Source organism: Polynucleobacter sp. Tro8-14-1, from assembly GCF_018881655.1.
Lineage (GTDB): Bacteria > Pseudomonadota > Gammaproteobacteria > Burkholderiales > Burkholderiaceae > Polynucleobacter.
Window position 1 is genome coordinate 42,015 of record NZ_JACVPX010000006.1, and the last position, 24,359, is coordinate 66,373.

At 46.4% G+C, this 24,359-nt stretch carries 27 protein-coding genes; 18 read left to right on the forward strand and 9 right to left on the reverse strand.

The genetic code is table 11. From position 1 onward, the window contains the following. Positions 1 to 48: 48 nt before the first annotated feature. The 14 genes from ICN34_RS07650 (at position 49) to ICN34_RS07715 (ending at position 12,735) form a co-directional block, all read left to right on the forward strand. Positions 49 to 243, forward strand: a complete 195-nt coding sequence (locus ICN34_RS07650) for a heavy-metal-associated domain-containing protein (RefSeq protein ID WP_255538608.1) — start codon at positions 49 to 51, stop codon at positions 241 to 243. A gap of 66 nt (positions 244 to 309) precedes the next feature. Then, positions 310 to 957 (forward strand): DUF47 domain-containing protein, encoded by a 648-nt coding sequence (locus ICN34_RS07655; RefSeq protein WP_072582997.1) that lies wholly within the window; start codon positions 310 to 312, stop codon positions 955 to 957. Positions 958 to 1,037: 80 nt separating this feature from the next. Next, on the forward strand, positions 1,038 to 1,979 hold the full coding sequence (locus ICN34_RS07660; RefSeq protein WP_370623997.1) for an anion permease: 942 nt from the start codon (positions 1,038 to 1,040) through the stop codon (positions 1,977 to 1,979). A 130-nt stretch (positions 1,980 to 2,109) separates the two neighbouring features. Beyond that, positions 2,110 to 3,198: an iron-sulfur cluster carrier protein ApbC gene (gene apbC / locus ICN34_RS07665; protein ID WP_072582995.1), complete on the forward strand. Its 1,089-nt coding sequence runs from the start codon at positions 2,110 to 2,112 to the stop codon at positions 3,196 to 3,198. A 32-nt stretch (positions 3,199 to 3,230) separates the two neighbouring features. Further along, on the forward strand, positions 3,231 to 3,746 hold the full coding sequence (locus ICN34_RS07670; protein ID WP_237767748.1) for a DUF3305 domain-containing protein: 516 nt from the start codon (positions 3,231 to 3,233) through the stop codon (positions 3,744 to 3,746). After that, positions 3,746 to 4,312 carry a DUF3306 domain-containing protein gene (locus tag ICN34_RS07675; protein ID WP_072582993.1) on the forward strand — a complete coding sequence of 189 codons (567 nt, stop codon included), beginning with the start codon at positions 3,746 to 3,748 and terminating at the stop codon, positions 4,310 to 4,312. Before ICN34_RS07670 ends, ICN34_RS07675 begins: the two co-directional genes overlap by 1 nt. A gap of 11 nt (positions 4,313 to 4,323) precedes the next feature. Then, complete coding sequence (locus ICN34_RS07680; protein ID WP_216121827.1) at positions 4,324 to 6,414, forward strand: 4Fe-4S dicluster domain-containing protein; 2,091 nt, start codon at positions 4,324 to 4,326, stop codon at positions 6,412 to 6,414. Continuing rightward, entirely contained in the window at positions 6,411 to 7,061 is a 651-nt protein-coding gene (locus ICN34_RS07685; RefSeq protein WP_216121829.1) for a molecular chaperone, read from the forward strand. The genes ICN34_RS07680 and ICN34_RS07685 overlap by 4 nt, the downstream gene beginning before the upstream one ends. Positions 7,062 to 7,176: 115 nt before the next feature. After that, positions 7,177 to 7,398 (forward strand): hypothetical protein, encoded by a 222-nt coding sequence (locus ICN34_RS07690; RefSeq protein WP_072582990.1) that lies wholly within the window; start codon positions 7,177 to 7,179, stop codon positions 7,396 to 7,398. A gap of 55 nt (positions 7,399 to 7,453) precedes the next feature. Further along, entirely contained in the window at positions 7,454 to 10,432 is a 2,979-nt protein-coding gene (locus ICN34_RS07695; RefSeq protein ID WP_072582989.1) for a formate dehydrogenase subunit alpha, read from the forward strand. A gap of 27 nt (positions 10,433 to 10,459) precedes the next feature. Next, positions 10,460 to 11,116 carry a formate dehydrogenase FDH3 subunit beta gene (gene fdh3B / locus ICN34_RS07700; RefSeq protein WP_072582988.1) on the forward strand — a complete coding sequence of 219 codons (657 nt, stop codon included), beginning with the start codon at positions 10,460 to 10,462 and terminating at the stop codon, positions 11,114 to 11,116. After that, on the forward strand, positions 11,116 to 11,352 hold the full coding sequence (locus ICN34_RS07705) for a hypothetical protein (protein ID WP_072582987.1): 237 nt from the start codon (positions 11,116 to 11,118) through the stop codon (positions 11,350 to 11,352). Before fdh3B ends, ICN34_RS07705 begins: the two co-directional genes overlap by 1 nt. A 47-nt stretch (positions 11,353 to 11,399) precedes the next feature. Then, positions 11,400 to 12,455: a formate dehydrogenase subunit gamma gene (locus ICN34_RS07710; RefSeq protein WP_216121831.1), complete on the forward strand. Its 1,056-nt coding sequence runs from the start codon at positions 11,400 to 11,402 to the stop codon at positions 12,453 to 12,455. Positions 12,456 to 12,465: 10 nt separating this feature from the next. Beyond that, positions 12,466 to 12,735, forward strand: a complete 270-nt coding sequence (locus ICN34_RS07715; RefSeq protein ID WP_072582985.1) for a hypothetical protein — start codon at positions 12,466 to 12,468, stop codon at positions 12,733 to 12,735. Here the strand turns inward: ICN34_RS07715 and ICN34_RS07720 are convergent, their stop codons facing one another. Then, a complete protein-coding gene (locus tag ICN34_RS07720; RefSeq protein WP_255538609.1) occupies positions 12,736 to 13,431 on the reverse strand; it encodes an ATP-binding cassette domain-containing protein in 696 nt (231 codons plus the stop codon). A gap of 4 nt (positions 13,432 to 13,435) precedes the next feature. Beyond that, positions 13,436 to 14,131 carry an ABC transporter permease gene (locus ICN34_RS07725; RefSeq protein ID WP_072582983.1) on the reverse strand — a complete coding sequence of 232 codons (696 nt, stop codon included), beginning with the start codon at positions 14,129 to 14,131 and terminating at the stop codon, positions 13,436 to 13,438. A 66-nt stretch (positions 14,132 to 14,197) separates the two neighbouring features. Here ICN34_RS07725 and ICN34_RS07730 point away from each other — a divergent pair, with 66 nt between their 5' ends. Genes ICN34_RS07730 through cls form a run of 3 tightly spaced genes read left to right on the forward strand, consistent with a single transcriptional unit; the run spans position 14,198 to position 16,625 of the window. Beyond that, positions 14,198 to 14,398: a hypothetical protein gene (locus ICN34_RS07730; protein WP_216121835.1), complete on the forward strand. Its 201-nt coding sequence runs from the start codon at positions 14,198 to 14,200 to the stop codon at positions 14,396 to 14,398. Next, on the forward strand, positions 14,398 to 15,150 hold the full coding sequence (locus ICN34_RS07735) for an endonuclease/exonuclease/phosphatase family protein (protein WP_072583182.1): 753 nt from the start codon (positions 14,398 to 14,400) through the stop codon (positions 15,148 to 15,150). The genes ICN34_RS07730 and ICN34_RS07735 overlap by 1 nt, the downstream gene beginning before the upstream one ends. Then, on the forward strand, positions 15,147 to 16,625 hold the full coding sequence (gene cls / locus ICN34_RS07740) for a cardiolipin synthase (protein WP_072582981.1): 1,479 nt from the start codon (positions 15,147 to 15,149) through the stop codon (positions 16,623 to 16,625). The genes ICN34_RS07735 and cls overlap by 4 nt, the downstream gene beginning before the upstream one ends. On the opposite strand, the gene ICN34_RS07745 is transcribed toward cls, so the two are convergent. Continuing rightward, positions 16,622 to 17,806 (reverse strand): CaiB/BaiF CoA-transferase family protein, encoded by a 1,185-nt coding sequence (locus ICN34_RS07745; RefSeq protein ID WP_216121837.1) that lies wholly within the window; start codon positions 17,804 to 17,806, stop codon positions 16,622 to 16,624. The genes cls and ICN34_RS07745 overlap by 4 nt on opposite strands. 12 nt (positions 17,807 to 17,818) lie before the next feature. Further along, positions 17,819 to 18,988, reverse strand: coding sequence for an acyl-CoA dehydrogenase family protein (locus ICN34_RS07750; protein WP_072582979.1), 1,170 nt, complete (start codon positions 18,986 to 18,988; stop codon positions 17,819 to 17,821). A gap of 156 nt (positions 18,989 to 19,144) precedes the next feature. Between ICN34_RS07750 and ICN34_RS07755 the strand changes: the two genes are divergently transcribed. Next, positions 19,145 to 19,648 carry a YqaA family protein gene (locus tag ICN34_RS07755; RefSeq protein ID WP_072583181.1) on the forward strand — a complete coding sequence of 168 codons (504 nt, stop codon included), beginning with the start codon at positions 19,145 to 19,147 and terminating at the stop codon, positions 19,646 to 19,648. On the opposite strand, the gene ICN34_RS07760 is transcribed toward ICN34_RS07755, so the two are convergent. The 5 genes from ICN34_RS07760 to ICN34_RS07780 form a co-directional block, all read right to left on the reverse strand. Then, positions 19,645 to 20,349, reverse strand: a complete 705-nt coding sequence (locus tag ICN34_RS07760) for an ABC transporter ATP-binding protein (RefSeq protein WP_072582978.1) — start codon at positions 20,347 to 20,349, stop codon at positions 19,645 to 19,647. The genes ICN34_RS07755 and ICN34_RS07760 overlap by 4 nt on opposite strands. Positions 20,350 to 20,363: 14 nt before the next feature. Beyond that, positions 20,364 to 21,119, reverse strand: a complete 756-nt coding sequence (locus ICN34_RS07765; protein WP_072582977.1) for an ABC transporter ATP-binding protein — start codon at positions 21,117 to 21,119, stop codon at positions 20,364 to 20,366. Next, complete coding sequence (locus ICN34_RS07770; protein WP_072582976.1) at positions 21,119 to 22,078, reverse strand: branched-chain amino acid ABC transporter permease; 960 nt, start codon at positions 22,076 to 22,078, stop codon at positions 21,119 to 21,121. Before ICN34_RS07770 ends, ICN34_RS07765 begins: the two co-directional genes overlap by 1 nt. A gap of 14 nt (positions 22,079 to 22,092) precedes the next feature. Continuing rightward, complete coding sequence (locus ICN34_RS07775) at positions 22,093 to 22,947, reverse strand: branched-chain amino acid ABC transporter permease (RefSeq protein WP_237767747.1); 855 nt, start codon at positions 22,945 to 22,947, stop codon at positions 22,093 to 22,095. Positions 22,948 to 23,064: 117 nt separating this feature from the next. After that, the gene (locus ICN34_RS07780; protein WP_072582974.1) at positions 23,065 to 24,300 is read right to left on the reverse strand and encodes an ABC transporter substrate-binding protein; all 1,236 of its coding nucleotides are present in this window, start codon (positions 24,298 to 24,300) and stop codon (positions 23,065 to 23,067) included. Positions 24,301 to 24,359: the final 59 nt, after the last annotated feature.

Genomic DNA, 24,359 nt, shown 5'->3' on the forward strand with positions numbered 1-24,359 from the left:
GAAGATAATCTACTCTATACAAGCTATTTTCACAGCAAAAGGCCCTATATGTTGAGTTTAAAAGTTTCCGGAATGACCTGTGGGGGCTGCATTAATGCCGTCACTCGGGCAGTGCAGGCTCAGGACCCTCAGGCTAAAGTTCAGGCGGATTTGGCAGGTCAGATCGTCACTCTTGAAACTACTCTATCTGCTGCGCAGGCGAGTCAGCTCATCACAGATGCCGGCTTTCCAGTCATTCAATAGTAATTGTTTAGAATGTCGGCAAACATAACAAAACCCGTAGTTTTTGTTCCTAAAGGATCGTGATTTATGTTCTTCAGTAAGTTAATGCCTCACGATGGTAATTTCTTCGAGCTATTTAATGAGCACGCTAGCAATATCGTTTCCGCCTCCGAATCTTTTTTGAAGTTCGTTGAGTATTACAGTGATGAAACCTTGCGCGCTAAGTACACCCAAGAGGTAGATAAAGCTGAGCATGCTTGTGATGATGTTGTGAAAGAGGTGCATCGTCGTTTGCATAAGACCTTCATCACACCTATAGACCGCGACCAAATTTTTTCACTCATCAATACGATGGATGACGTAGCTGATTTATTGCAAAACGGCACTGAAGCAATGCACTTGTATGACGTGAAGCAAATGACGCCAGAGATGTTGCAAATGGCGGAGCTTTGCAATCAGTGCTGCATCAGCATGAAGAATGCTGTTGCTACATTAAAAGACATTTCTGATCCAGAAGTAGCTAAAGCAGCGTTAAAGACTTGTGATGAAATTGATCACCTGGAGTCTGGGGCTGATCGCCTACTATCTACTGCTATTACTAGGTTGTTCCGTGAAGACATCGAGGTGCGTGAGCTGATTAAATGCCAGCGTATTTATGAGTTGCTCGAGGAAGTTACCGATAAATGTGAAGACGTTGCCAACTTGGTTGAAGGCATTGTTCTTGAAAACTCTTAAGGCGAATTAAGTTGCCAGCGACAGAAGTAGCCTTTTGGGTTGTAGCGCTATTAGTAGTGCTAGCTCTTGCATTTGATTTCATGAACGGCTTTCATGATGCTGCTAACTCTATTGCGACGGTGGTTTCTACTGGCGTTTTAAAGCCGCAACAGGCAGTGGTGTTCGCTGCCTTCTTTAACTTTCTTGCAATATTCATTTTCCATTTAAGTGTCGCTGCTACTGTGGGCAAGGGAATTGTGCTTCCTGCCGCGGTGGATCTCCACGTGATCTTTGGCGCATTGGTTGGCGCCATCATCTGGAACTTGGTGACTTGGTTCTATGGCATTCCATCAAGCTCTTCTCATGCTTTGATTGGTGGCTTGCTAGGAGCGGCGTTGCCTAAGGCGGGACTTGCCGGCTTAGTTTGGGCAGGTATTATCAAAACCGTTGCTTTTATCTTCATCTCCCCATTGGTTGGATTTCTTTTAGGCTCCTTGATGATGTTGCTGGTGTCATGGGTTTGCCGAAATGTCACACTCTCTAAAACCGATCGCTGGTTCCGCCGTCTGCAATTGGTTTCTGCTGGCGCATATAGCCTTGGACACGGCGGTAATGACTCACAAAAAACGATTGGCATTATTTGGCTGTTACTCATCATTACTGGCTATACAGATGCCAGCGCAAGTATGCCGCCAATATGGACAATTGTTTGCTGCTATATCGCTATTGCGATGGGCACAATGTTTGGTGGTTGGCGGATTGTTAAAACCATGGGTCAAAAGCTGACAAAACTCAAACCAGTAGGAGGCTTCTGTGCTGAAACTGGTGGCGCCATTACTTTGTTTGCGGCAACAGCCTTGGGTGTTCCTGTTTCGACTACCCACACAATTACTGGGGCTATTGTTGGCGTTGGTTCAACTCAGAGAGCCAGCGCGGTCCGCTGGGGTGTCGCTGGAAACATCGTTTGGGCCTGGATCTTCACCATCCCAGCCACGGCTTTGATGTCGATGGCAGTCTATTACCTGAGTTTGCTGATTTTCTAATGCGATAGACGGAAGGTGCTCAAGGGCGCTTTCAGCAAATATTGGCGGCTACGAGTAAGCTAGCGCTAATTAAGAAAATACTAAAAAACCTAGAAGTCCATTCTAGATTTATCCATATTAGGAGAATGTAGTGTCGGTTACACCAGAGTTGATACAAGCAGCGCTAAAAAACTTAGTTGATCCCAATACGAAAATTGATTTTGTTACGGCAAGGAATATTAAAAATCTCCGCGTAGAAGGCGGCGATATTTCTTTAGATATTGTGCTGGGATATCCCGCTAAAAGCCAGTTCGACTCGATTCGTAAATCGGTAATCAATGCCTTGCGTGAATTATCAGGCGTCAAAAATGTGAGCGTCAATATCTCTAGTCAAATCGTTGCGCATGCAGTGCAGCGTGGAGTGAAGTTATTGCCCGGCGTAAAAAATATTATTGCAGTGGCTAGCGGTAAGGGTGGAGTAGGGAAGTCCACAACAGCCGTGAATCTCGCCCTAGCTCTTGCTGCGGAGGGTGCGCAGGTCGGTATTTTGGATGCGGATATTTATGGCCCAAGTCAGCCAATGATGTTGGGTATTACCGGTAGGCCAGACTCTATTGAAGAAAATACGATTGAGCCAATGGAAGCCTATGGTTTGCAGGCAAGTTCGATCGGTTTCTTGATTGATGACGATGCACCCATGGTGTGGCGTGGACCGATGGTGACTTCAGCCCTTGAGCAGTTGCTTCGCCAAACCCGTTGGCGTGATCTTGACTACCTGATCGTAGATATGCCGCCTGGTACGGGAGATATTCAATTGACTTTGGCGCAAAAGGTTCCCGTTACAGGATCAGTCATTGTTACCACGCCTCAAGATATTGCTTTGCTAGATGCTCGTAAAGGCCTCAAGATGTTTGAGAAGGTGGGTGTACCCATCATTGGCATTATTGAAAATATGAGCACTTACGTTTGCACTCAATGTGGACACGAAGAGCACGTATTCGGTACTGGCGGCGGTGAAAAAATGTGTAAAGAGTACGCTGTAGATTTCTTGGGCTCCTTGCCCTTGAATCTTTCGATTCGTGAGCAGGCTGATGCTGGGCGCCCAACAGTAGTGGCTGATCCAGATGGCGCTATTAGTGCTATCTATAAAGGTATTGCTAGACAGGTAGCCATTCGTGTTGCTACTCTATCTAAAGACATGAGCAGTAAATTTCCGAACATTGTGGTTCAAAACACCTGAGGCTCTGAACATTTATGCGCTTTGCAGTGCTAATGCGTAAACAGAATATTGATAACCCATGGGTCTCGTTCCGCTGGGTGCCTCAGGAAGTATTGCCTGATTTTGGGCAATTTAATAGTCAACAAAGTAAATCCATTGTGGGTCAGTTTCTTGGGCGCGATGCTGATGGTGAATCCTGGCTATTCACAGGCTATGAACTTGATCTCTTTCCGGATGAGGCTGAGGGCTACTATCTCAATGTTTCTGCTACTACGCCCGCATGGTTTGTCATGTGGCGCTTGGAAGAAGATATTGAGCGTTATATCGACGAGCAATCGCTTTCCTTGGCAAAATCTGAAGATTCCTTTGCAGTACCCCATCGCATTTGTGTCAGTTATAACGAAGCCGCTCGCTTACTCGATGGTGGTGAGTCGGTTGATACGATACCGCTGAGTGAGCAGCATGCATCGTGGTTGCAAGAGTATGTCAATGACAACTATCGGCCGGAACCCAAAAAACGCCATAAGCCAGCTTCATTCAAGGGCGCGCAACGCCCTATGGAGGAATAATGGCTGATGGATTTCTGGGACGTTGGTCTAAGCGTAAAGCGGGTAAAGAAGATGTCTCGCCAGAAAAAAAAGTAGAGGTTCCTAAAGAGGCTGATCAGGCTCAACTCGTTGAGGGCGCTCAAGAGGCTGCACCTCCGCCAGCTACCCTAGAGGATGTAGTCAAGATCGATCGTTTCGATCCAGACTTTTCTGCTTTTATGAAGCCGGATGTAGATCCCGCTGTTCAGCAGGCTGCTCTAAAGAAAATGTTTACCGATCCCCATTTCAACATCATGGATGGATTAGATATTTATATTGATGACTACAGTAAGCCGGATCCACTGCCACCTGGAATGCTGGAGAGAATGGTGCAGAGCGATATGCTCAACCTTTTCCGCAAATCGAGCGAAGAGCTTGGTCCAGAATCCCAGCAAAGCGTAAACCTAGCACCTGACCCGCGTCTTGAGGGTCGCACATTGGCAGCCGAACAGCAAACTGATTTAACATCCACACAACAAAAACCTACAGATCAGTTGGAAGAGGTGCCCAATAAGGTATCAATAGAGTCTGAACAGAAAAAAACCTAAGAAGATAGCGCATGAGTCAAAAATTAGTCTGCAACTGTAATGGCACCATGCCTTTGGATGCAAAAGCTATCGGGGTTCCGATTCATCAATCCTTGTGCAGGCAGGAGGTCGGCTCTTTTTTAAAAGCGCTAGATGGTTCTGATTCTCTGGTGATAGCGTGTACACAAGAGGGTGCACTTTTTAGTGAGCTCGCTGACCAAGCTGAAAAGCCATTAGTTGCGCCACTGCGTTTTGTCAATATACGTGAAGTAGCTGGTTGGACTCAAGAGGCTAAAACATCCGGACCTAAAATTGCTGCGTTGTTAGCTTTAGCTGACATGCCTGAGGCTGAACCTGTTCCTGTTGTGAATTATGAAAGCCAGGGAAGATTATTAATTATCGGCGCTGGGTCACAAGCCATTCCTTGGGCTGAAAAATTAAGCCCATCATTAGATGTTTCTGTCTTATGCACGCAGCCCGGTGACTTGCCGCTGACCCGTAGCTACCCAATCTTTACTGGCGCAGTAACCAAGTTGGATGGTTACCTAGGAAACTTTTCAGTAAATTGGGATTTGCAAAATCCGATTGACCCAGAGATGTGTACTCGCTGTGGGGCCTGTGTTGAAGTATGTCCTGAGGGTGCCATTGATCTTTCCTTCCAGATTGATTTAATTAAGTGTAAATCCCATCGTGACTGCGTTACTGCATGTGCCAGCATTGGCGCCATTTCTTTTGATCGCAAAGAGCGTGAACGTAATTCAGAATTCGATTTAATTTTGGACCTACGTGTAGACCCCAAAATGCGTATGAGTCAAACGCCCCAGGGTTACTTCGCTCCCGGTGTTGATCCCCTTGAGCAGGCGCTGGCAGTTAATCAACTCTCCGAGATGGTGGGGGAGTTTGAAAAGCCTAAATATTTTGCCTATAACGAAAAAATTTGTGCTCATGGCCGTAATGGCAAAGTAGGTTGCAGCGCTTGTATTGATGTTTGTTCAACAGGCGCTATTGGTTCAATCTTTAAAAATGGCCAAGGTTCTGTAGAGGTCAATCCAAATCTTTGTATGGGTTGCGGAGCTTGTGCAACTGCATGCCCTTCCGGGGCAATGCGTTACAACTACCCAAGCGTTGCTCATCAGGGCAAAGAACTCAAAACGGTAGCGAGCGTCTTTACCGCCGAAGCTAAAAAGATTAATCAAGCGATGGCCCCCAGCTTGCTTTTACATACCCTAAAAGCGGGTACGCAAATGATTGATGGCTTGGGCAGATCAGCGCATGTTATGCCAAAGCAATACGAAGGCCTCCCTGCATTTGTGATTCCTTATGGCATTGAGCATATTGCCTCTACTGGTTTGGACTTATGGCTGGGCGCACTGACGTATGGTTTTGCGGAAGTGACTTTGTTGTTAAGTGGAGACGAGGATCCTGCCTATTGTGCAGCACTTGAAGAGCAGGTAGTTTTAGCAAATAGCATTCTGAATGCGTATGGCTTTGACGATCGCATTCATCTGATCTTGGCTAGTTCTGCCGAAGATATGGCGACGGTGTCTAAAGCAATGGGCGTATTACGTCAGCGAGGAGCACTCAGTCCGATCTGCACTCCTGCAAGTATTGGTTTATCGAATCAAAAACGCGAAACGCTTGAGGCAGTCTTAGAGCATTTGCAAAAACATGCGAAGACTCCGTTGCCAGAGATGGGCGCTGCACTTCCAAAGTCTTCCTTGTTAGGGGGCCTGACAATGAATAAAGATGCTTGCACCTTGTGCATGTCTTGTGTGAGTGGCTGCCCTGAAGGCGCGCTTTTAGATAATCCCGATGAACCCATTCTTTCTTTTATTGAGAAGCAGTGTGTTCAGTGCGGCATCTGCGTGCAAACCTGTCCCGAGAAGGCCTTAACCCTTATGCCTCGTTTGCAAACCGTTGAGCAACGCAAGCAACGGACTACCTTGAATGAAACCCAGGCATTCCATTGCATCAGCTGCGGCAAGCCTTTTGGAACACTTAAGATGGTTGATTTGATGCTCAGCAAGCTTGGTGCGCATGGTGCTTTTGCTGGAGCTGCAATGGATCGATTGAAGATGTGTAGTGATTGTCGAGTGGTAGATATGGTGAAAAAAGAAACATGAGCGAAATTGCGAAAGAAGCAGCAAAAGAGAATCTATCCGCCGAAGTAGGCGATGTAGGCTTGCCTGAGGATTTGGCTAGGGCCGATTTATATGGCTTGATCGCCCGCTTTTTTCAGATGCCGCCCGATCAAGAGCTTTTAGATCAAATTGCCGCTACCGCCGATCAACAAGATGCTGCCGATGAGGCGCCCTTGGCTAAGGTTTGGATGGACGTAGTGGAGGTCGCTAAAAATAATCCCGCTAAAGCTTGGCATGATGAGTTTGATTTGAATTTCATCAGTGTTGGTAAGCCGAATGTCATTTTGAATGGCTCCTTTTACATGGCAGGCCATCTAAATGAAAAGCCCTTAGTGAATATTCGCAAGGCTTTAGAGGGTTTTGGGCTTGAGGCCGCAGAAGAGGTGACTGAAACTGAAGACCACATCTCAGCCCTCAGTGAGGTCATGCGTTATCTCATCGCGGGGGATGACGTGGAGATCTCAAACCTTACAAATCAAAGGGTTTTTTTCAATGAGCATATTCGTCCCTGGTATGACGAATTTTGCGATGCTATAGAAGGCATACCGGAGATGCATCTGTATCACCCAATCGCAGCCCTAACTAGGGAGTTTCTAGCAATCGAAGGGCAAGGCTTTGACATGATTTGATGTTGCATCGCAATATAAATATTGCCTTAATAACTAATAGTTACACCAATATGTCAAAAATGCGATTTCCTATTACACTTGATGCAAATCAAGAATAATCCGATAGGAGCATGCAATGACCACTAAATCCAAGGTTGCTTTAAGCGAAGAAAACAAGCCGTCGCGCCGTAAGTTCTTTATTGGTGCAAGCGCTGCAGTTGGAGCTGTCGCTGTAGTGAGCCAAACTCCAGTTGGCAAAGCAGTTATCCAAGAAATTACTGGCGCTAAAGCGGTGCAAGATGTTGGTCAAACGATGACTGCTCACATGCGCAAGTACTACGAATCCACTCTGATTTAACAATCTTCGTTTCACTGTTTCTAAATAAATATAAAAACTTTCTCAGGGACATCATATGAGTCTGACTCGTAAATCCAATACCCCACAAAGCAGTCGTTCCACATCGCGCCTGATCGGTAGTCTGTCACGCGGCTTAAAAGCTGCTGTTCCAACGATGGATCGCCGCACATTCCTCAAGCGGTCGGGCGTAGGGGTTGGCGCTGGTATCGCTGCTAGTCAATTAAGTTTTGTTCAAAAAGCATCTGCTGAGCAAAGCAAGGCAATGCTAGATGGCAAGGGAAAGATTGAGGTTAAGAGATCTATTTGTACCCACTGTTCTGTGGGCTGCGCAGTAGATGCCACCGTTGAGAATGGCGTATGGGTCCGTCAAAACCCAGTATTTGATTCCCCAATTAATATGGGTGCTCACTGTGCTAAAGGCGCTGCCTTGCGTGAGCACGGACATGGTGATTACCGTTTGCGTTACCCAATGAAGTTGGTTGATGGAAAGTACCAACGCATTTCTTGGGATCAAGCCTTAACTGAAATTACCGCTCAGATGAAGGATATTCGCCAGAAATATTCTCCGGATGCAATGTTCTTCATCGGCTCCTCCAAACACAATAATGAACAGTCCTACTTACTCCGTAAGTGGGTCTCTTTCTTTGGCACAAACAATACAGATCATCAAGCTCGTATTTGTCACTCCACAACAGTAGCGGGTGTTGCAAACACCTGGGGCTATGGTGCGATGACCAATAGCTACAACGACATGATGAATGCCAAGGCTGCTTTGTACATTGGTTCAAATGCGGCTGAAGCGCACCCAGTTTCGATGTTGATGTTATTGCACGCAAAAGAAAACGGTTGCAAAGTGATCGTTGTAGATCCACGTTACACCCGTACTGCTGCTAAGTCAGACCAGTACATCCGCATTCGTTCTGGTACTGATATTCCTTTCTTATTCGGTATGCTGTATCACATCTTTAAAAATGGCTGGGAAGATAAGAAGTACATCAACGACCGTGTTTATGGCATGGAAGAGATTCGTAAAGAAGTGATGGAGAAGTGGGCGCCTGCTGCAGTTGAGGAGGCTTGTGGTGTGCCTGAGGCTCAGGTTTACCAAGCTGCTAAAACTATGGCAATGAATCGTCCTAGTACCGTTGTTTGGTGTATGGGTCAAACCCAGCACACTATCGGTAATGCGATTGTGCGCGCCTCTTGTATTTTGCAATTGGCTTTAGGTAACATAGGTAAGTCTGGTGGTGGTACTAATATTTTCCGCGGTCACGATAACGTTCAGGGTGCAACTGACGTTGGCCCTAACCCAGATTCATTGCCGGGTTACTATGGTTTGGCTGCTGGCTCATGGAAGCACTTCTCAACAGTTTGGGGTGTTGACTATGAGTGGATTAAAGGTCGTTATGCGCCTGACATGATGGAGAAATCCGGCACTACTGTGTCTCGTTGGGTTGATGCTGTTCTCGAGAAGAATGACATGATCGACCAGCAGACTAACGTAAAAGGCTTGTTCTTCTGGGGTCATGCACCTAACTCACAAACGCGTGGCCTCGACATGAAGCGTGCGATGGATAAGTTGGATCTCTTGGTAGTGGTTGATCCATATCCAAGTGCTACTGCTGCAATGGCAGCAATGCCTGCTGCAGAAGGACAAGCGGTTAATAAGAATCGCAATGTGTACTTATTGCCTGCAGCAACGCAGTTTGAAACTTGCGGTTCAGCGACAGCTTCCAATCGTTCATTACAGTGGCGTGAGAAAGTAATTGATCCATTGTTTGAATCTGTTCCTGACCACGTGATCATGCAGGCTTTTGCTGATCGCTTAGGCTTCGGAGAAGAGTTGTCTAAGAATTACAAAATGCTTAGTTCCAAATTTGCCGGTAAGCAATGGAAAGAGCCGCAAATTGAAGACATCCTGCGCGAGATTAATCGCTCTTGCTGGACCATTGGATACACAGGTCAAACTCCTGAGCGCCTCAAGGCTCACATGAGAATGGTGGCAACCTTTGATCCGAAGACCTTGAAGTCTCGTGGTGCTGTTGATCCAGTTACTGGCTATGACACTACTGGCGACTACTATGGCTTGCCTTGGCCTTGCTACGGTACAGCAGCTATTAAGCATCCTGGCTCACCAAATCTGTATGACACAAGTAAGAGTGTGATGGAGGGCGGTGGTAACTTCCGCGCTAACTTCGGTGTTGAGCGTGATGGCGTCAGCTTGCTTGCTGCCGATGGATCCCACTCTAAGGGTGCTGCAATTACTACCGGCTACCCAGAGTTTGATCACGTGTTTATGAAGAAATTAGGTTGGTGGGATCAGTTAACTGAAGACGAGAAAAAACTCGCTGAAGGTAAAAACTGGAAGACTGACTTATCTGGTGGTATTCAGCGCGTGGTAATGAAGAATGGCTGTCATCCGTTTGGTAACGCCAAGGCGCGTGCGGTGGTTTGGAACTTCCCAGACCCAGTTCCAATTCACCGTGAAGCGCTCTACAGTACAAACGCTCCAATGATGCGTAAGTACCCAACAGCTGCCGATAAGAAAAACTTCTGGCGCTTGCCAACCCTCTATAAAACTGTTCAAGATCAAAACTTGAATCAGAAGTTATATGAGAAGTTCCCAATCATTCTGACTTCAGGTCGTTTGGTTGAGTACGAGGGTGGTGGTGATGAGACTCGTTCCAACCCATGGTTAGCAGAACTCCAACAAGAAAACTTTGTGGAGATTAATCCTAAGGCTGCAGCAGATCGTGGCATTGAGAACTGGGATTATGTTTGGGTGAAATCACCAACAGGTGCCAAGATCAAAGTACGCGCATTAGTGACTGAGCGTGTTGACCAAGGAACCGCGTTTGTACCATTCCACTTTGCTGGCTGGTGGCAGGGCGAAAATATTCGCAAGTACTACCCAGAGGGTGCTGCGCCGATAGTTCAGGGTGAAGCGGTTAATACTGCAACTACTTATGGTTATGACATGGTGACGATGATGCAAGAAACGAAAACCACAATGTGTCAAATCGAGAAATTTGCCTAAGTCAAAAAATAAGGTCAGGAGAACACAATGGCAAGAATGAAATTTATTTGCGACACGGAGCGATGCATTGAGTGCAACGGTTGTGTCACAGCCTGTAAGAATGAAAACGAAGTACCTTGGGGTGTTAATCGTCGTCGCGTTGTAACGGTGAATGACGGCATCATTGGTCAAGAAAAATCAGTTTCAGTTGCTTGCATGCACTGTAGCGATGCTCCTTGTATGGCCGTATGCCCAGTAGATTGTTTCTACCGCACGGATGAGGGTGTTGTGCTGCACGATAAAGATATCTGTATCGGTTGCGGTTACTGCTCTTTTGCCTGTCCATTTGGCGCACCACAGTTCCTCAGCAAGGGTGCCTTCGGCTCCCGCAGCAAAATGGATAAGTGCACATTCTGTAGTGGCGGCCCAGAAGAAAACGGCAGCGTTGCAGAGTTTGAAAAGTATGGCCGCAATCGTTTGGCAGAAGGCAAGTTACCACTTTGCGCTGAAATGTGCTCTACCAAGGCATTGATTGGCGGCGATAGTGATGTCATTAGTGGCATCTTTAATAATCGCGTTGCTACCCGTGAGAAGAATGGCAAGTACCCAGGATCCAAAGCCTTTGGTTGGAATACTGCTTACGGTGGACCGGATGCGCCAGCACCTACACCAACGCCTGCTGCAAAAATTCCAGGAGCTCAATAATGAAAGTAAATTTCAAAACTCTCGGTCTGTGTTTTGCAGCAGCAGCTTTGTTGGGGGCTTGCTCTGAGCCTCCAGAAATTGCTGCTAAAGCTGCTAAGCGTCCAGATGTTGCTCCTTATATGGGCGCCAATAATGGATTTATGACTAAGAATTGGACGCCAGGCAACCAGGCCAGTTGGACCGAGTCGATTGATAAGCGCAATCAGAATCAAAACGAATACAGTCGCGTTAAGTGATCAACTCAATAACAATAAATAAAACGAAAACGTTTAAGGACATGTGTATGAAACGATCATTTTCTAAAGTTCTACGCACTTTGGTAGTGGCTGCAGGTTTGTCACTGACTCTTGCGAGTGGTATGAGCTTGGCTGAGCGTGCACCGATGGCGCCTTTGCCTTCCCCTAGTGGAGTAGACGTGCCTCCTGCATCTGTGCCGGCAAATCCAAACGCTTTGGCCAATGGCACTCAAGCGCAGGCTCAGCCAGCAAATCTATCCATTTTCATGGCGCCAAACAGCGATCCACAAAATTACGTCAGCATTCCTGATAAGCAAGCAGGTGTTTTGATCCAGCGTGCCGGTCAAGAATGGCGCGTGATTCGTAACGGCATCATTACCGTTTATGGAGGCTGGTTATTGGCGATTGCTTTCTTTGGAATTATTGCTGTCTACACCCTCAAAGGCTCAATCAAACTGCATGAGCCATTGTCGGGCATTAAAGTGAAGCGTTTTAGCGCATTTGACCGTATCACTCACTGGGTGATGGCTTTTAGCTTCCTGGCCTTAGCGTTTACTGGTTTGATGATTTTGTATGGCAAATATTTTGCAATGCCATTGATGGGCGGTGTCGCATATGGATCCTTCTTGTTTGTTTGCAAGAATATTCATAATTTTTCCGGCCCATTATTTACTCTTAGCATTGTGATTTTCTTTTTGCTCTTTGCCGGCAAGAATATTCCAGAAAAAGGCGATCTCAATTGGTTGTTAACTTTCGGTGGAATGTTTAGCGGCAAGCATGTGCCTGCTGGCTTCTTCAATATGGGTGAGAAATTTTGGTTCTGGTTTGGTATGACTTTCTTAGGCTTAGTAATTTCTGCCTCAGGATTTGTGCTCGACATGATCGTGCCGTTTATGCAGATAGAGTACCTGCGTGGCACGATGCAAATCGCCAACATCATTCATAGTAGTGCTGCAATCTTGATGACTACTATGGCGATGGGCCACATTTATATCGGTACTATTGGCATGCAAGGCTCAATCGATGGCATGAAGACCGGCTATGTAGATGCTACTTGGGCTAAAGAGCACCATGAGCTCTGGTATGACAAACTGAATAAATAAGGATAAGGCCATGAAAAGAATCATTGCTCTTACGTTTTGCGTATTTGCTGCCTCCTCGGTAATGGCGACGTTGCCACCATTGAGCCCAGAGGCACAAGAGGCTGCTAATTTGGCTAAAGCTAAAGCCGCTTATGGCGATAAGGTGGGTGCGTACCAATTGTGTCAATCCATGAATAGAGTTGCTGATCGTTTTAGAGTCTCTGGAACTCCTGCGCCGACTGCCTGTGTTGCCCCTCCGCCGTTTGTACCTCCTGTTGCATCGGCACCCGCTGCCAAGTAATTAATCGGCGATCAACTCTTGTTGTAAGTAGCGCTTAGCTGCTGGTGTTTGGGGATTATTAAAGAAGGGGCCTACGGGTCCCCTTTCTTTTATCTCACCTTGATCAATAAAAATAATATGCTCAGCTAGTCTTTGTACCTGGGCAAGCTGGTGAGATGAAAAAATCACATCTACTCCCTGACGGTCAAATTGACGAATCAGTTCTTCAACCTGTTCGGTAGTCTTGGGGTCGAGATTGGCGGTAGGCTCATCTAGTAAAACCAAATTGGGTTTTTGAAGAATGGCTCTTCCAAGACAAACCTTTTGTCTTTCGCCTGCAGATAATTTATGCGCTGGGCTGTTAGCTAGCTCGTTTAAACCTACTTGCTCAATTACGCGGTCTACATCAGCATTTTCAATGGATCCATCCGCGTCACAAACCATTGCAATATTGGTTTTAGCTGAGGCTTTGATCATCGGCGTGTGATGTAAAACCAAAGCCGTTTTTGTTTTGAACGAGTAACTCACTGTTCCGCTATCTGGCTTAACGAGCCCATCTAGAAGCTTAAGAAGAGTAGTTTTGCCAGCGCCATTGGGGCCAATACAGGCAGTAATTCTGTCTGCTGGAATAAGGGCGTGCGGGATGCTTAGAATAGTTCTGCCATTACTTTTGACGATGATGTCTTTGAGCTCAATGAACTTTTCAAAAGTTTCCATTGCATTAACCATAGCGGTGCTCCGCAATTTGGCGAACTGCAAAGGTAAATAAATTGGCCATAAGAACAATGGTGAGCAAGACTATGCCAAGGGCGAGGGCTAAAGGTAGATCGCCTTTGCTGGTCTCTAGCGCTATCGCAGTTGTCATCGTTCTGGTGGAATGATCAATATTGCCACCAACAATCATGACTGCTCCAACCTCGGATATGGCTCTAGCTAGACCGGCAAGCACGGCAATAGTCAGCGAGAAGCGGGAATCCCATATCAGCCATTTAAAGCGGGGGAGGGGTGGCAATTTGAGGCTCAGAAAGGAATCGCGATGTATTTTCCAAGAGTCCTCCAGTATCTGGCGACTAAGGGCGGCAATTAAGGGGGTTGTGAGCAATGTTTGAGCCACAATCATCCCCTTCACTGTAAATAGCCAGCCCCACATGCCAAGGGGCCCTGTACGTGACAGCAGGAGGTATACCAGAACCCCAACTATGACTGTAGGCACACCCATGAGGGTGTTCAGGGTAACAATGATGGTCCTTTTGCCTGCAAAACGTTCGGTGGCCAGAAGGGCGCCAATCGGAAGGCCCAAAAGCGTTCCAACCAGAAGGGCTGTAAGGCTGACTTGTAGAGAAACCCAGACTATCCCCATTACGCCGCCATCTAAGTGGGCGAGCAAGGAGAGGGCGTCTTGAAAAGCTTTTAACATGCGCTTGATTCTATCAAGGCAATGGCAAAATGACTGTAATGAGATTGATTTCCCTATTTTTGACCTATGGCTGAAGTGGTTTGCCTCTGTAATGAGGTTCTCGACGTGGATTTACGCGAATATTTAGATGCTTACCCGATAGACTCGATTGACGAGTTACGGGAGCAGGCATCTATTTGCAATAAATGCATGCAGTGTCAAGAGTTGGTCGAAGGTGAAATTTACTTAGCGCGCGCTCGACGCCAACGTGCTGCAGGTCAGTTTTGATGAGCGCCATTAAAACTGCTCGTTTCACAGTATTAAGTATGAATGTCCATAAAGGGTTATCTCCTTTGCATAGACATTCCACGATTTACCAGCTGCGTGAAAAAATGCGCAGTCACCATCCAGACCTGCTTTTCTTGCAGGAGTTGCAACAGGAGCATCGTGGTAGGGTGCGTCGTTTTACTCAATGGCCTTTAGCAGAGTTGACTCACTTCCTTTCGGAGGGATTTTGGCGCGATTGGCATTATGGAAAAAATGTTGAGTATCTCGATGGACATCATGGCAATGCCATCCTCTCTAAGCACCCTCAGCAAAAAGGAAATAACTACGATATTTCAGCATACCGCTTTGAGAGTCGCGGTCTTCTACATAGCGTCACTACTTTGGATGGTATGGATCAACCCATTCATTGTTTCTGTGTACATTTGGCGCTTTTCGAAGGAGGTAGAGAGCGACAGCTGGAGGCCATCATTGGACATATTCAGGATCTCACCCAAAATGGACCTACGATCGTGGCGGGAGACTTCAATGATTGGCGCAATCGGGTAAGCGCCCCCATGAAGGCTGCTGGCTTCGATGAGGTGTTTGAATTACTGACCGGCTCCCCGGCAAAAACATTTCCTAGTGTGAAGCCGTTGCTTGCAATGGATAGAATTTATGTTCGAGGAATAAAAGTACATTCAGCAGAAATTTTGCATGAATGGTTAACGTTATCAGATCACCTAGGTATTACTGCTGAATTGGAGCTTGAATGAATGATTTATTAGGCATTTTTATTAATACACAATCTCCTTTTAATTTGAGATTGATTTTATTAATCCATTTCTTATTGGTAACGTATTTTATTCTCCTTATTATTTCTGTAAGAAGGCCTGTTGGCGTAGCTTTTGCATGGATATTTATTGTGATGACGTTCCCGCTGCTGGGAATAGGTTTGTATATTTTGATTGGTGAGCGCCCGGTTGGAAGAGCCTTGACTCGAAAAATTATTCGCATGAATCGTGAATACCAGGAAACCACTGAGCTAATGAGGAAGCAATTTATTGGCGATAGAGAGGAATTACCCCTGGAAGGAAAGGCCTTGAGTCTGCTTGCTGAATCTAAGAACGGTTCACCCGTGGTTGCTGGCAATAAGATTAAATTGCACACGGAATCTTTAAAAATTCTACAAAATTTTATTGATGAAATTAACTCAGCAAAGAAAAGTCTCCATCTGGAGTTTTATATCTGGGCATTGGGCGGTGATGCCGATCGGGTTTGTGAAGCCTTGATAACCGCAGCCAAGCGTGGGGTTGCATGCCGCGTTTTGTTAGACTCGCTCGGAAGTAAAGATTGGTTTAAGTCTGCTTGGCCCAAACGTTTTAAAACGGCTGGCATTCAGGTCACTGAGGCATTGCCGATTCAGATTGGCCGTTTCCAGTTCCGCCGTGCAGATTTACGCTTGCATCGAAAAATATTTGTGGTGGACGGTTCTGTGGTGTGGACTGGCAGCATGAATATGGTTGACCCTCGTACTTTTAAGCAGGACTCTGGAGTGGGAGAGTGGGTTGATGCCATGGTGCGCATCGAGGGCCCAGTTGCATCTCAGTTTGAACTTACGTTTTCCTTAGACTGGAGTATTGATAACCCTAAAATTACCCACTTCAATGATCGTGAGCCACCAGTATCGCCACATGAAGGTGGTGTTTTAGCTCAGGAGTTTTCATCTGGCCCGGTATACCGAGACGATATTCTTTATCAAGTACTCTTGTCGGCCATTATGGATGCTAGACAGGAGTTAACCATTACTACGCCATACTTTGGCCCAGATGATGGTTTACTTCAGGCATTGATGGCGGCTGCGGCCCGTGGAGTAAACGTTACGCTGATCGTTCCCAAATTGAATGATTCCAAATTGGTTGCCTGGAGTAGTAGAAGTTTCTATGGCGATTTAATGAATGCAGGCGTCAAAATCGCAGAGTTCCATGGGGGGCTCTTACATACCAAGAGTTTGCTGATCGATAAACGGATTGCAATCTTTGGTTCAGTGAATTTTGATCAACGTAGTTTGCGACTCAACTTTGAAATTAGCTTGATTGTGTATGACGATGACTTCTGCGCCAATCTAGAAAGGCTGATTCAGTCCTACTTAGCGCAATCAGATTACGTTGATCCTAAGGCCTGGGCGAAGCGCCCGCGCTGGCATCGCTATCTTGAAAATGCAGCGCATCTTACTTCGCCGCTGCTTTAAATCGCGCCACTTGCCCTCATGCTGGCAATATCAGTCTCGTCCAGCCCTAATTCTTTAAGGATGGAGTCGGTATGATCTCCAACCGCTGGGATGGGATCCATACGATAGTCATAGCTACTATTTAAGCCGGGGGGCAGTAGGGCTGCAATCGCACCGTTGGGGGTATCTACCTCAGTCCAGCGATTACGCGCTTTAAGCTGCTCATGCTTCCAAAGACCCTCCATATCATTGAGGTGGGCATTTGCAATCTGTGCCTTTTCTAGTCTTGTAATTAATTGCTCGGAAGTAAGCTTGCTAAAGCAAGCGTCAATAATTTCTAAAAGCTCAGTGCGCTTTTCATTGCGCTTAAAGTTACGATCAAAGCGTTCATCTTGGGCAAGCGCAGGGTTTTCTAAGACGGTTTCGCAAAATTGCACCCACTCACGTTCATTCTGTAAGCCCAGCATGACCGTCTTACCATCACCCGCCTTAAAGGGGCCATATGGATAGATGGTGGCATGGGAGGCGCCATTGCGTGGTGGCGGCTCTGCGCCTTTGTAGGCGTAGTACAGAGGAAAACTCATCCATTCAGTGAGCGACTCGAGCATAGAGATATCGATGACAGATCCTTTACCTGTTTTTCCTCTTTGCAAGAGGGCCGCCAAGATATTGGTATAGGCATACATGCCGGCTGCAATATCAGCAATCGAGTTTCCCGCTTTGCTAGGGGTTTCAGGTGTACCCGTGACCGATAAGAATCCGGCCTCACTCTGAATAAGTAAGTCGTAAGCTTTTTTATCTCGATAGGGGCCGTTATTGCCGTAGCCCGAGATATCACACAGAATGAGTTTTGGATTGTCTTTCTGCAAAATCTCGGCTGTGAGTCCCATACGTGCAGCAGCACCTGGGGCAAGGTTTTGTACTAAGACATCTGCCGTCTTTAGTAATGTCTTAAGCGCTGCAATTGCTGATGGCTGCTTAAGATCTAGCGTCAAACTTTCCTTAGAGCGATTGACCCAAACGAAGTGAGAGCATAGCCCATCTACCTGCGTGTCATACCCTCTAGCAAAGTCACCTCCACCAGGCCTCTCAACCTTAATGACTCTTGCCCCTAAGTCTGCTAATTGGCGTGTGCAGAAAGGTGCTGCTATAGCATGCTCTAGAGAAACAACGGTAATGCCATCCAATGGGCGAATGCTCATATTAATGTCTTCTTAGAAAGATCTTGGAAGACCAAGAACATGTTCGGCAATATAGGAATAAATTAAATTCGTTGAAATAGGTGCCACTTGATAGAGGCGAGTTTCTCTAAATTTACGCTCAACATCGTATTCATTGGCAAAGCCGAAGCCACCATGGGTTTGTAAGCAGACGTTTGCTGCTTCCCAAGATGCTTTGGCCGCTAGGTATTTGGCCATATTAGCCTCTGGACCACAGGGTTGGTGATTGTCAAATAACTCGCATGCTTTAAAGCGCATGAGATTTGCGGCTTCGGTTTCAATATAGCTATCCGCAATCGGAAATTGAATCCCTTGGTTTTTACCAATTGGGCGATCAAAAACGACTCGGTCATTAGCATAGCGGCGGGCGCGATCAATAAACCAGTAGGCGTCACCAATACATTCAGCAGCGATCAAGACTCGCTCGGCATTCAAGCCATCCAAAATATATTTAAATCCTTGACCTTCGGTGCCAATGAGATTCTCTGCAGGGATTTCTAGGTTATCGAAGAACACTTCGTTAGTTTCGTGGTTCACCATATTAGCGATGGGTCGCACTTCCATGCCTTTGCCAATGGCGTCAGCGAGATTAACGATAAAGATCGACATGCCTTCTGACTTGCGTTGTACTTCACTAAGTGGAGTAGTGCGCGCCAGCAAAATCATTAAGTCAGAGTGCTGAATTCTGGAGATCCATACCTTTTGACCATTCACTACGTACTTGTCACCTTTTTTAACGGCAGTTGTTTTTAGTTTGGTGGTATCTGTTCCTGTGGTGGGCTCTGTGACTGCCATGCTTTGAAGACGTAATTCACCCGAAGCAATTTTGGGAAGATACATTTTTTTCTGAGCATCTGAGCCATGGCGAAGTAGGGTGCCCATGTTGTACATCTGTCCGTGACATGAACCTGAGTTACCCCCAGAAAAATTAATCTCTTCCATGATTACGGAGGCTTCCGCTAAGCCTAAACCAGAGCCAGCATATTCTTCTGGAATTAAGGCAGCCAGCCAGCCGGCCTTAGTCATCGCATCCACAAAAGCCTCTGGATAACCTCGTTCGTGATCAATCTTTTGCCAATAGGCGGAATCAAAAGAGCCGCAGAGATCACGCAATGCTTCACGGATTTCTTGATATTGGTCTGGCTTGGGAATAGGGTGATTCATGAAAGTCTCAATTTATAGGTTTTATGGTGTATTTACCGTTTCAAGCATTAGTTTAAGCAAGATTTGAAATTCCTGGAGATTGGCCAAAACAAGGCAAAATAGACTGATTGGGGTTAATGAATCCCTAGAAGGCATTACATAAGGGGTATGCGTTTTATGGAGCACGCACTTTCACATTTTTTTAGCTGGTTTGGAATGCCTTCAGTTGGCTTACCTGCGGTGTTTATCAGCGCTTTTGTTTCAGCAACTTTATTACCGGTTGGTTCGGAGCCAATTCTGTTTGGTTACACCGCCTTGAATCCAGATTTATATTGGGTTGCAATTTTTGTGGCCACTGTTGGAAATACCTTGGGGGGCATGTTCGACTGGTGGCTTGGTCTCATTGCCCGTAGAAGTATGAAGTCTGTTGGTGAGCCAAAAAATGAACGCCTCAAAGATTGGCTAGAAGCTTGGGGTCCAAAAATTCTGTTACTTTCATGGCTGCCTGGGCTTGGTGATCCCCTATGCCTTGCCGCTGGATGGTTGAAACTTGCTTGGCAACCTTGCATAATTTATATGTTCATTGGCAAGTTGCTGCGCTATCTGACCCTAACCTGGTTGCTGACTTTGGTGCCAGATAGTTTTTGGCACCAGTTGGGTCACTGGCTACATCTCATCTAAACGGCGCAATACTTCTGCTGAACCTCATCATTGTTCAAGAGGTTCTGTGCAGTGTCATGAAAAACAATCTCACCCTGATCGAGAATATAGGCCCGGTCAGAAATTTTCAGAGCTTGTTGAACGTTTTGCTCAACCAGGAGAATGGTTAGACCTTCTTGCTTTAGTTTGGCAAAAAGCTCAAACATCTCTTCAACCAAGACTGGCATGATGCCTTCTGAAGGCTCATCAAGCAGAATGACTTTAGGTTTGCCAATCATTGCTCTGGCAATGGCAAGCATTTGTTGCTCACCTCCGGACATCGATGTGCCGTCTTGATGTAAACGCTCTTTCAGTCTGGGGAAGGTTTCGGCAATCTCATCAACTAATGCACTCATGTCGCCTGAATTCTTCTTGGCGATCACCCCAAGCTCTAAGTTTTCTTTGACGGTCAGCCCAGGAACAATGCGACGATCCTCTGGAACATATGCCAGGCCTAGATGAAAGCGCTCATGAGCGGGTAAATCTAAAAATGAAGTGCCATCAATGGATGCTTTACCTTGGCGTTTAGATAGCAGGCCCATTAGAGAGCGTAGGGTGGTGGTTTTGCCAGCGCCATTACGACCCATCAAAGTAACGATCTCTCCTTTATTTACTTCCAGTGAGACGCCTTGCAATACGTGACTACGGTCATACCAAGCGTTTAAGTTTTCAACACGCAACATAGTTTGCTTTCTGTTTAACCTTGACCTAGGTACACACGACGTACCTCTGAATTATTTTGGATTTCTTCTGGAGTGCCTTCTGCCAAAAACTCACCATGGTGCAGCACGATGATGCGCTTGCAAAGACCCATGATGAGTTTCATCTTGTGCTCAACCAAAATCACTGTCCGCTCGCTAGCGAGTGTGCGAATCAATTCCATCATCACTAATGTTTCTTCTGGAGACATGCCAGCAGTGGGCTCATCTAGCAAAAGTAGGCTCGGGTTGCAGGCCAATGCCATCGCAATTTCAAGAGCGCGCTGCTGACCATGCGCTAAGTCACCTGTTTTCTTATTCCGTAAGTGCTCCAGATTGACTCGATGCAGCAATTCATCGGCAATCTCAATTGGCTTTGGATAGCTTTGCGCATTCCGGAGGAAGTTGTAACGTGCTGTTTCCATCTGTGCGGCCACCCGGACATTCTCATGAACGCTGAGTTGCTTAAACACATTGGTGATCTGAAAGCTTTTAGAAATTCCGATGCGAGCAAATTCATGCTGCTGCATGCCGGTGATATCTTTGCCATTAAATAGAATTTGACCGCTCGATGGTGGAAACGCGCCACTCAAGACATTAAAGAAGGTGCTTTTACCTGCACCATTCGGGCCAATAATTGCCGTAAGTGTTCCAGGCATAAAGCTAGTGGATACGTCCTGTAATGCCTTGAACTTACCAAAGCTCTTGCTGACATGACGCGCTTCAAGAATAGGGGTTGTAGTTGCGCTATTCATTATTTCGAATCCTGATTAATTTGTAGCTTGCTCAGAATGGTTCCCCAGATACCTTTAGGGAAGAACAGCACAAAGAACATGAACACTAAACCAACGACAGCCATCCAATGCTTAGTGAAGGTGGTGACGACGTCTTCCAAGTAGAGCATGACTGCTGCGCCGATGAATGGGCCAAAGAAGGTGCCCATTCCACCAAGAATGCTCATCATGACCGCCTGACCAGACTGTAGGTAGTGCAGAGAATCAATCGGCACGATGGAGAGGTGCAGCGCGCGCAATGAGCCCGCTAAGCCACAAATTGCCGCTGACAATACAAAAACCAATAGTTTGGTACGGGCTACGTCAAATCCACAAGCTGCTGCGCGCTTCTCATTCTCGCGAATCGCCTCCATTACGGCACCTAAAGGTGAGCTTAGGATGCGGGAAATAAGCCAAATGGCAATCACCACAAAGAAAAGAATGATGTAGTACTTCACTAATGGATTTAAGAAGTCAACTGGGATGCCTAAGATGTTGAATTCATCTACGCGGACACCTCGTAAACCATTCTCACCACCAGTAAGGCTCTCTGCCTTATAGAAGATGTAGTACACAATTTGGCCAAGCGCTAAGGTCACCATGGAGAAGTAGATGCCACGAGTACGAATTGCAAGGAAGCCCATGATGAGGCCGCCAATAGCGGCGCCAATAACGCCCACCAGAATGGCAGCGCCCCAAGGTAGGCCATAGTGAACAATGGCTATGCCGGTGATGTAGCTACCAATGCCTAGGAAGGCTGCATGACCAAAGGATAGTAGTCCCATGTAACCAAACAGTAAGTTAAAGCCCATGGCGAATAAACCAAAGATCAAAATATTGATCGCCAGAGCTTCATACGGCATGATGAATGGGAAGATTGCTAAGAACAGCGTGCTAGCTAGTACGCGATGACGTGCAATAAGTTGGAAAAATGAATTCATAAATATTCGGAGCCTTAGCCCATCGCTCCTGCTTTACCAAATAAACCCTGTGGGCGAATTAACAGCACTACGGCCATCAGTACAAAAATGGAAAGCTCTGCTAAGTCGGGGAAGAAGAGGGAAGTCATGCTGTAGACCACGCCCACTAACAAGCCGGCTACCACTGCGCCAACTGGTGAGCCCATGCCGCCAACAACAGTCACTACAAATGATTCCGCCAGAATGGGAATGCCCATCTCTGGATTGACAGAGCGTGTTGGTGAGGCAAGAATTCCGGAAAGGCCGGCGATTGCGCAACCCAATCCAAAAACCAAAAGCCACACCTTGGCGATATCGACACCCAAGACCTTCACAATTTCTTGGTCGGCAGCACCGGCTTTAATGATGAGGCCGTAACGTGTCTTTTGAATGAAGAACCAAACGCCTAAAATAACGACCGCAGTTGCTGCAATGAGGAAGAGGCGGTATTTAGGGAAGTAACCAATGCCTACATTCACTGTTCCACCAAGACCTTCCGGGGTGATTGAGGGTAAGCCTTCGATTCCAAAGGTAACGCGCATTACTTCAATCAGGACGTATGACAGTCCGAAGGTGAGTAGTAAAGGGTAATCTAGCCCGCGTCCATAGAGTGGTCTGACCAAAAAACGCTCAGTGACAAGCCCTATGCCGCCTGTAAGCAATGGCGTTAGTACTAGGCTGAACCAAAAGCTTCCAGTGATGCCTAAGAAGTACGCGCCTAAAAATGCGCCCACCATAAAGAAGGCGCCATGTGCAAAGTTCACCACGTTCAGCATGCCAAAAATGAGGCAAAGGCCAAGGGCTAAAAGTGCATAAATACTCCCTAAGGCGATGCCTGTAAGCAGTTGCATGCAAAGAAGTTCAAATGAAAGACCGGTCATAAATGTACTCAGAAAAAACTCCCCTTTACCAAATGGTGCGGGGGAGTGGATCAAGGTGAATGGGTCATCCACCTTGAAATTTTAAGATTAGGCTTTGTGACCTAGCTCCGCGCATGAACGCATATTTTTCTCGGTAGTAGGTTCGATTGTCAGAATATTAAAGACGTCATACTTATCTTTCATATTCTTAGATTTGGACTCTACGATGATGACGGTTTGCACGGCCTGATGGTCGCACTTACGATAGTACTCAGGACCTTTGTACCAGTCATACTTGAGGTTTTCCATTGCGGAAACTACTTTCAAAGTTTCTGTAGACTTGGCGATCTTAATAGAAGCCAATACACTCTTAACGCCTGCATAACCTAATGCACCATAGTCAGACGGTACTGAGCCGTTATACATTTTGCGGAAAGCATCGTTAAATGTTTTTGCAGTTGGGATGCGATCTTCTAGACCCCAGTAATAAGATGTGCCACCAATAATGCCTTCAAAGGCTTCTGGCCCACCTGCAAGGCGTGAGGTATAGAGGAGTACTGGCGTAACAATCTTCATGCTGGATTTAAGGCCAAAGTCAGTACATTGTTTTGCTGCATTGACCAAGTCGCGACCAAAGTTACAGAGCACCAAAATATCTGGATTCAAAGCTTTGATACGTGGCAAGAAGGCGGAGTAATCGGATGCGCCTAATGGGTGACGGATGTCAGCCAGGGTAGTGGCACCCATTTCTTTGCCAGCACGCTCAAACGCACGAACCATTTCATGGCCGTATGCATAGTCAGCCGTTAAGAACACAATTTTTTTACCAAAACGTGGGATGGAGTAACGCGCTACAGCGCCAGCAGTCATCGTTGGGTTCAGGGCCTCGTGGAATGTATAGACGCTCCAGTCTTTCGCTTCGTTAATCGCATCGGATTGGCTGATGGAATTAAAGAGAACCTTACGCTCCTTACAAACGGCATTGATCGAGAGTTGGGTTGCTGCAGAAAGTGAGCCAACTACAAAGTTTACCTTGTCTTTTTCAATTAATTCCAATGTACGTGTTGCTGCTTCGCCAGGATTGAGTTTGTCGTCACGCACTAAGAGTTCTGCTTTGCGTCCATTAAAGCCGCCTGCATCGTTAAATTCTTTAATGGCTAATTCAGCAGCTTTCACCTGATCTTGAGCTTCTGCTGAGAAGGGCCCTGTCAACGGCGTCGGAAAGCCGATCTTGATAGTGTCAGCCTGAGCATTTGCTACGTTTAACCAAAGTGGGGTGCTTGCTGCTGCGGCTCCACCAATCAACATCTTGCGTCTCGTTTGATTCGTTACTTTTTGTTTCATGGTTGTCTCCTCCATATAAAACTTTGTTAAATAAGAATATTTTTTATTTTTTAAATCTT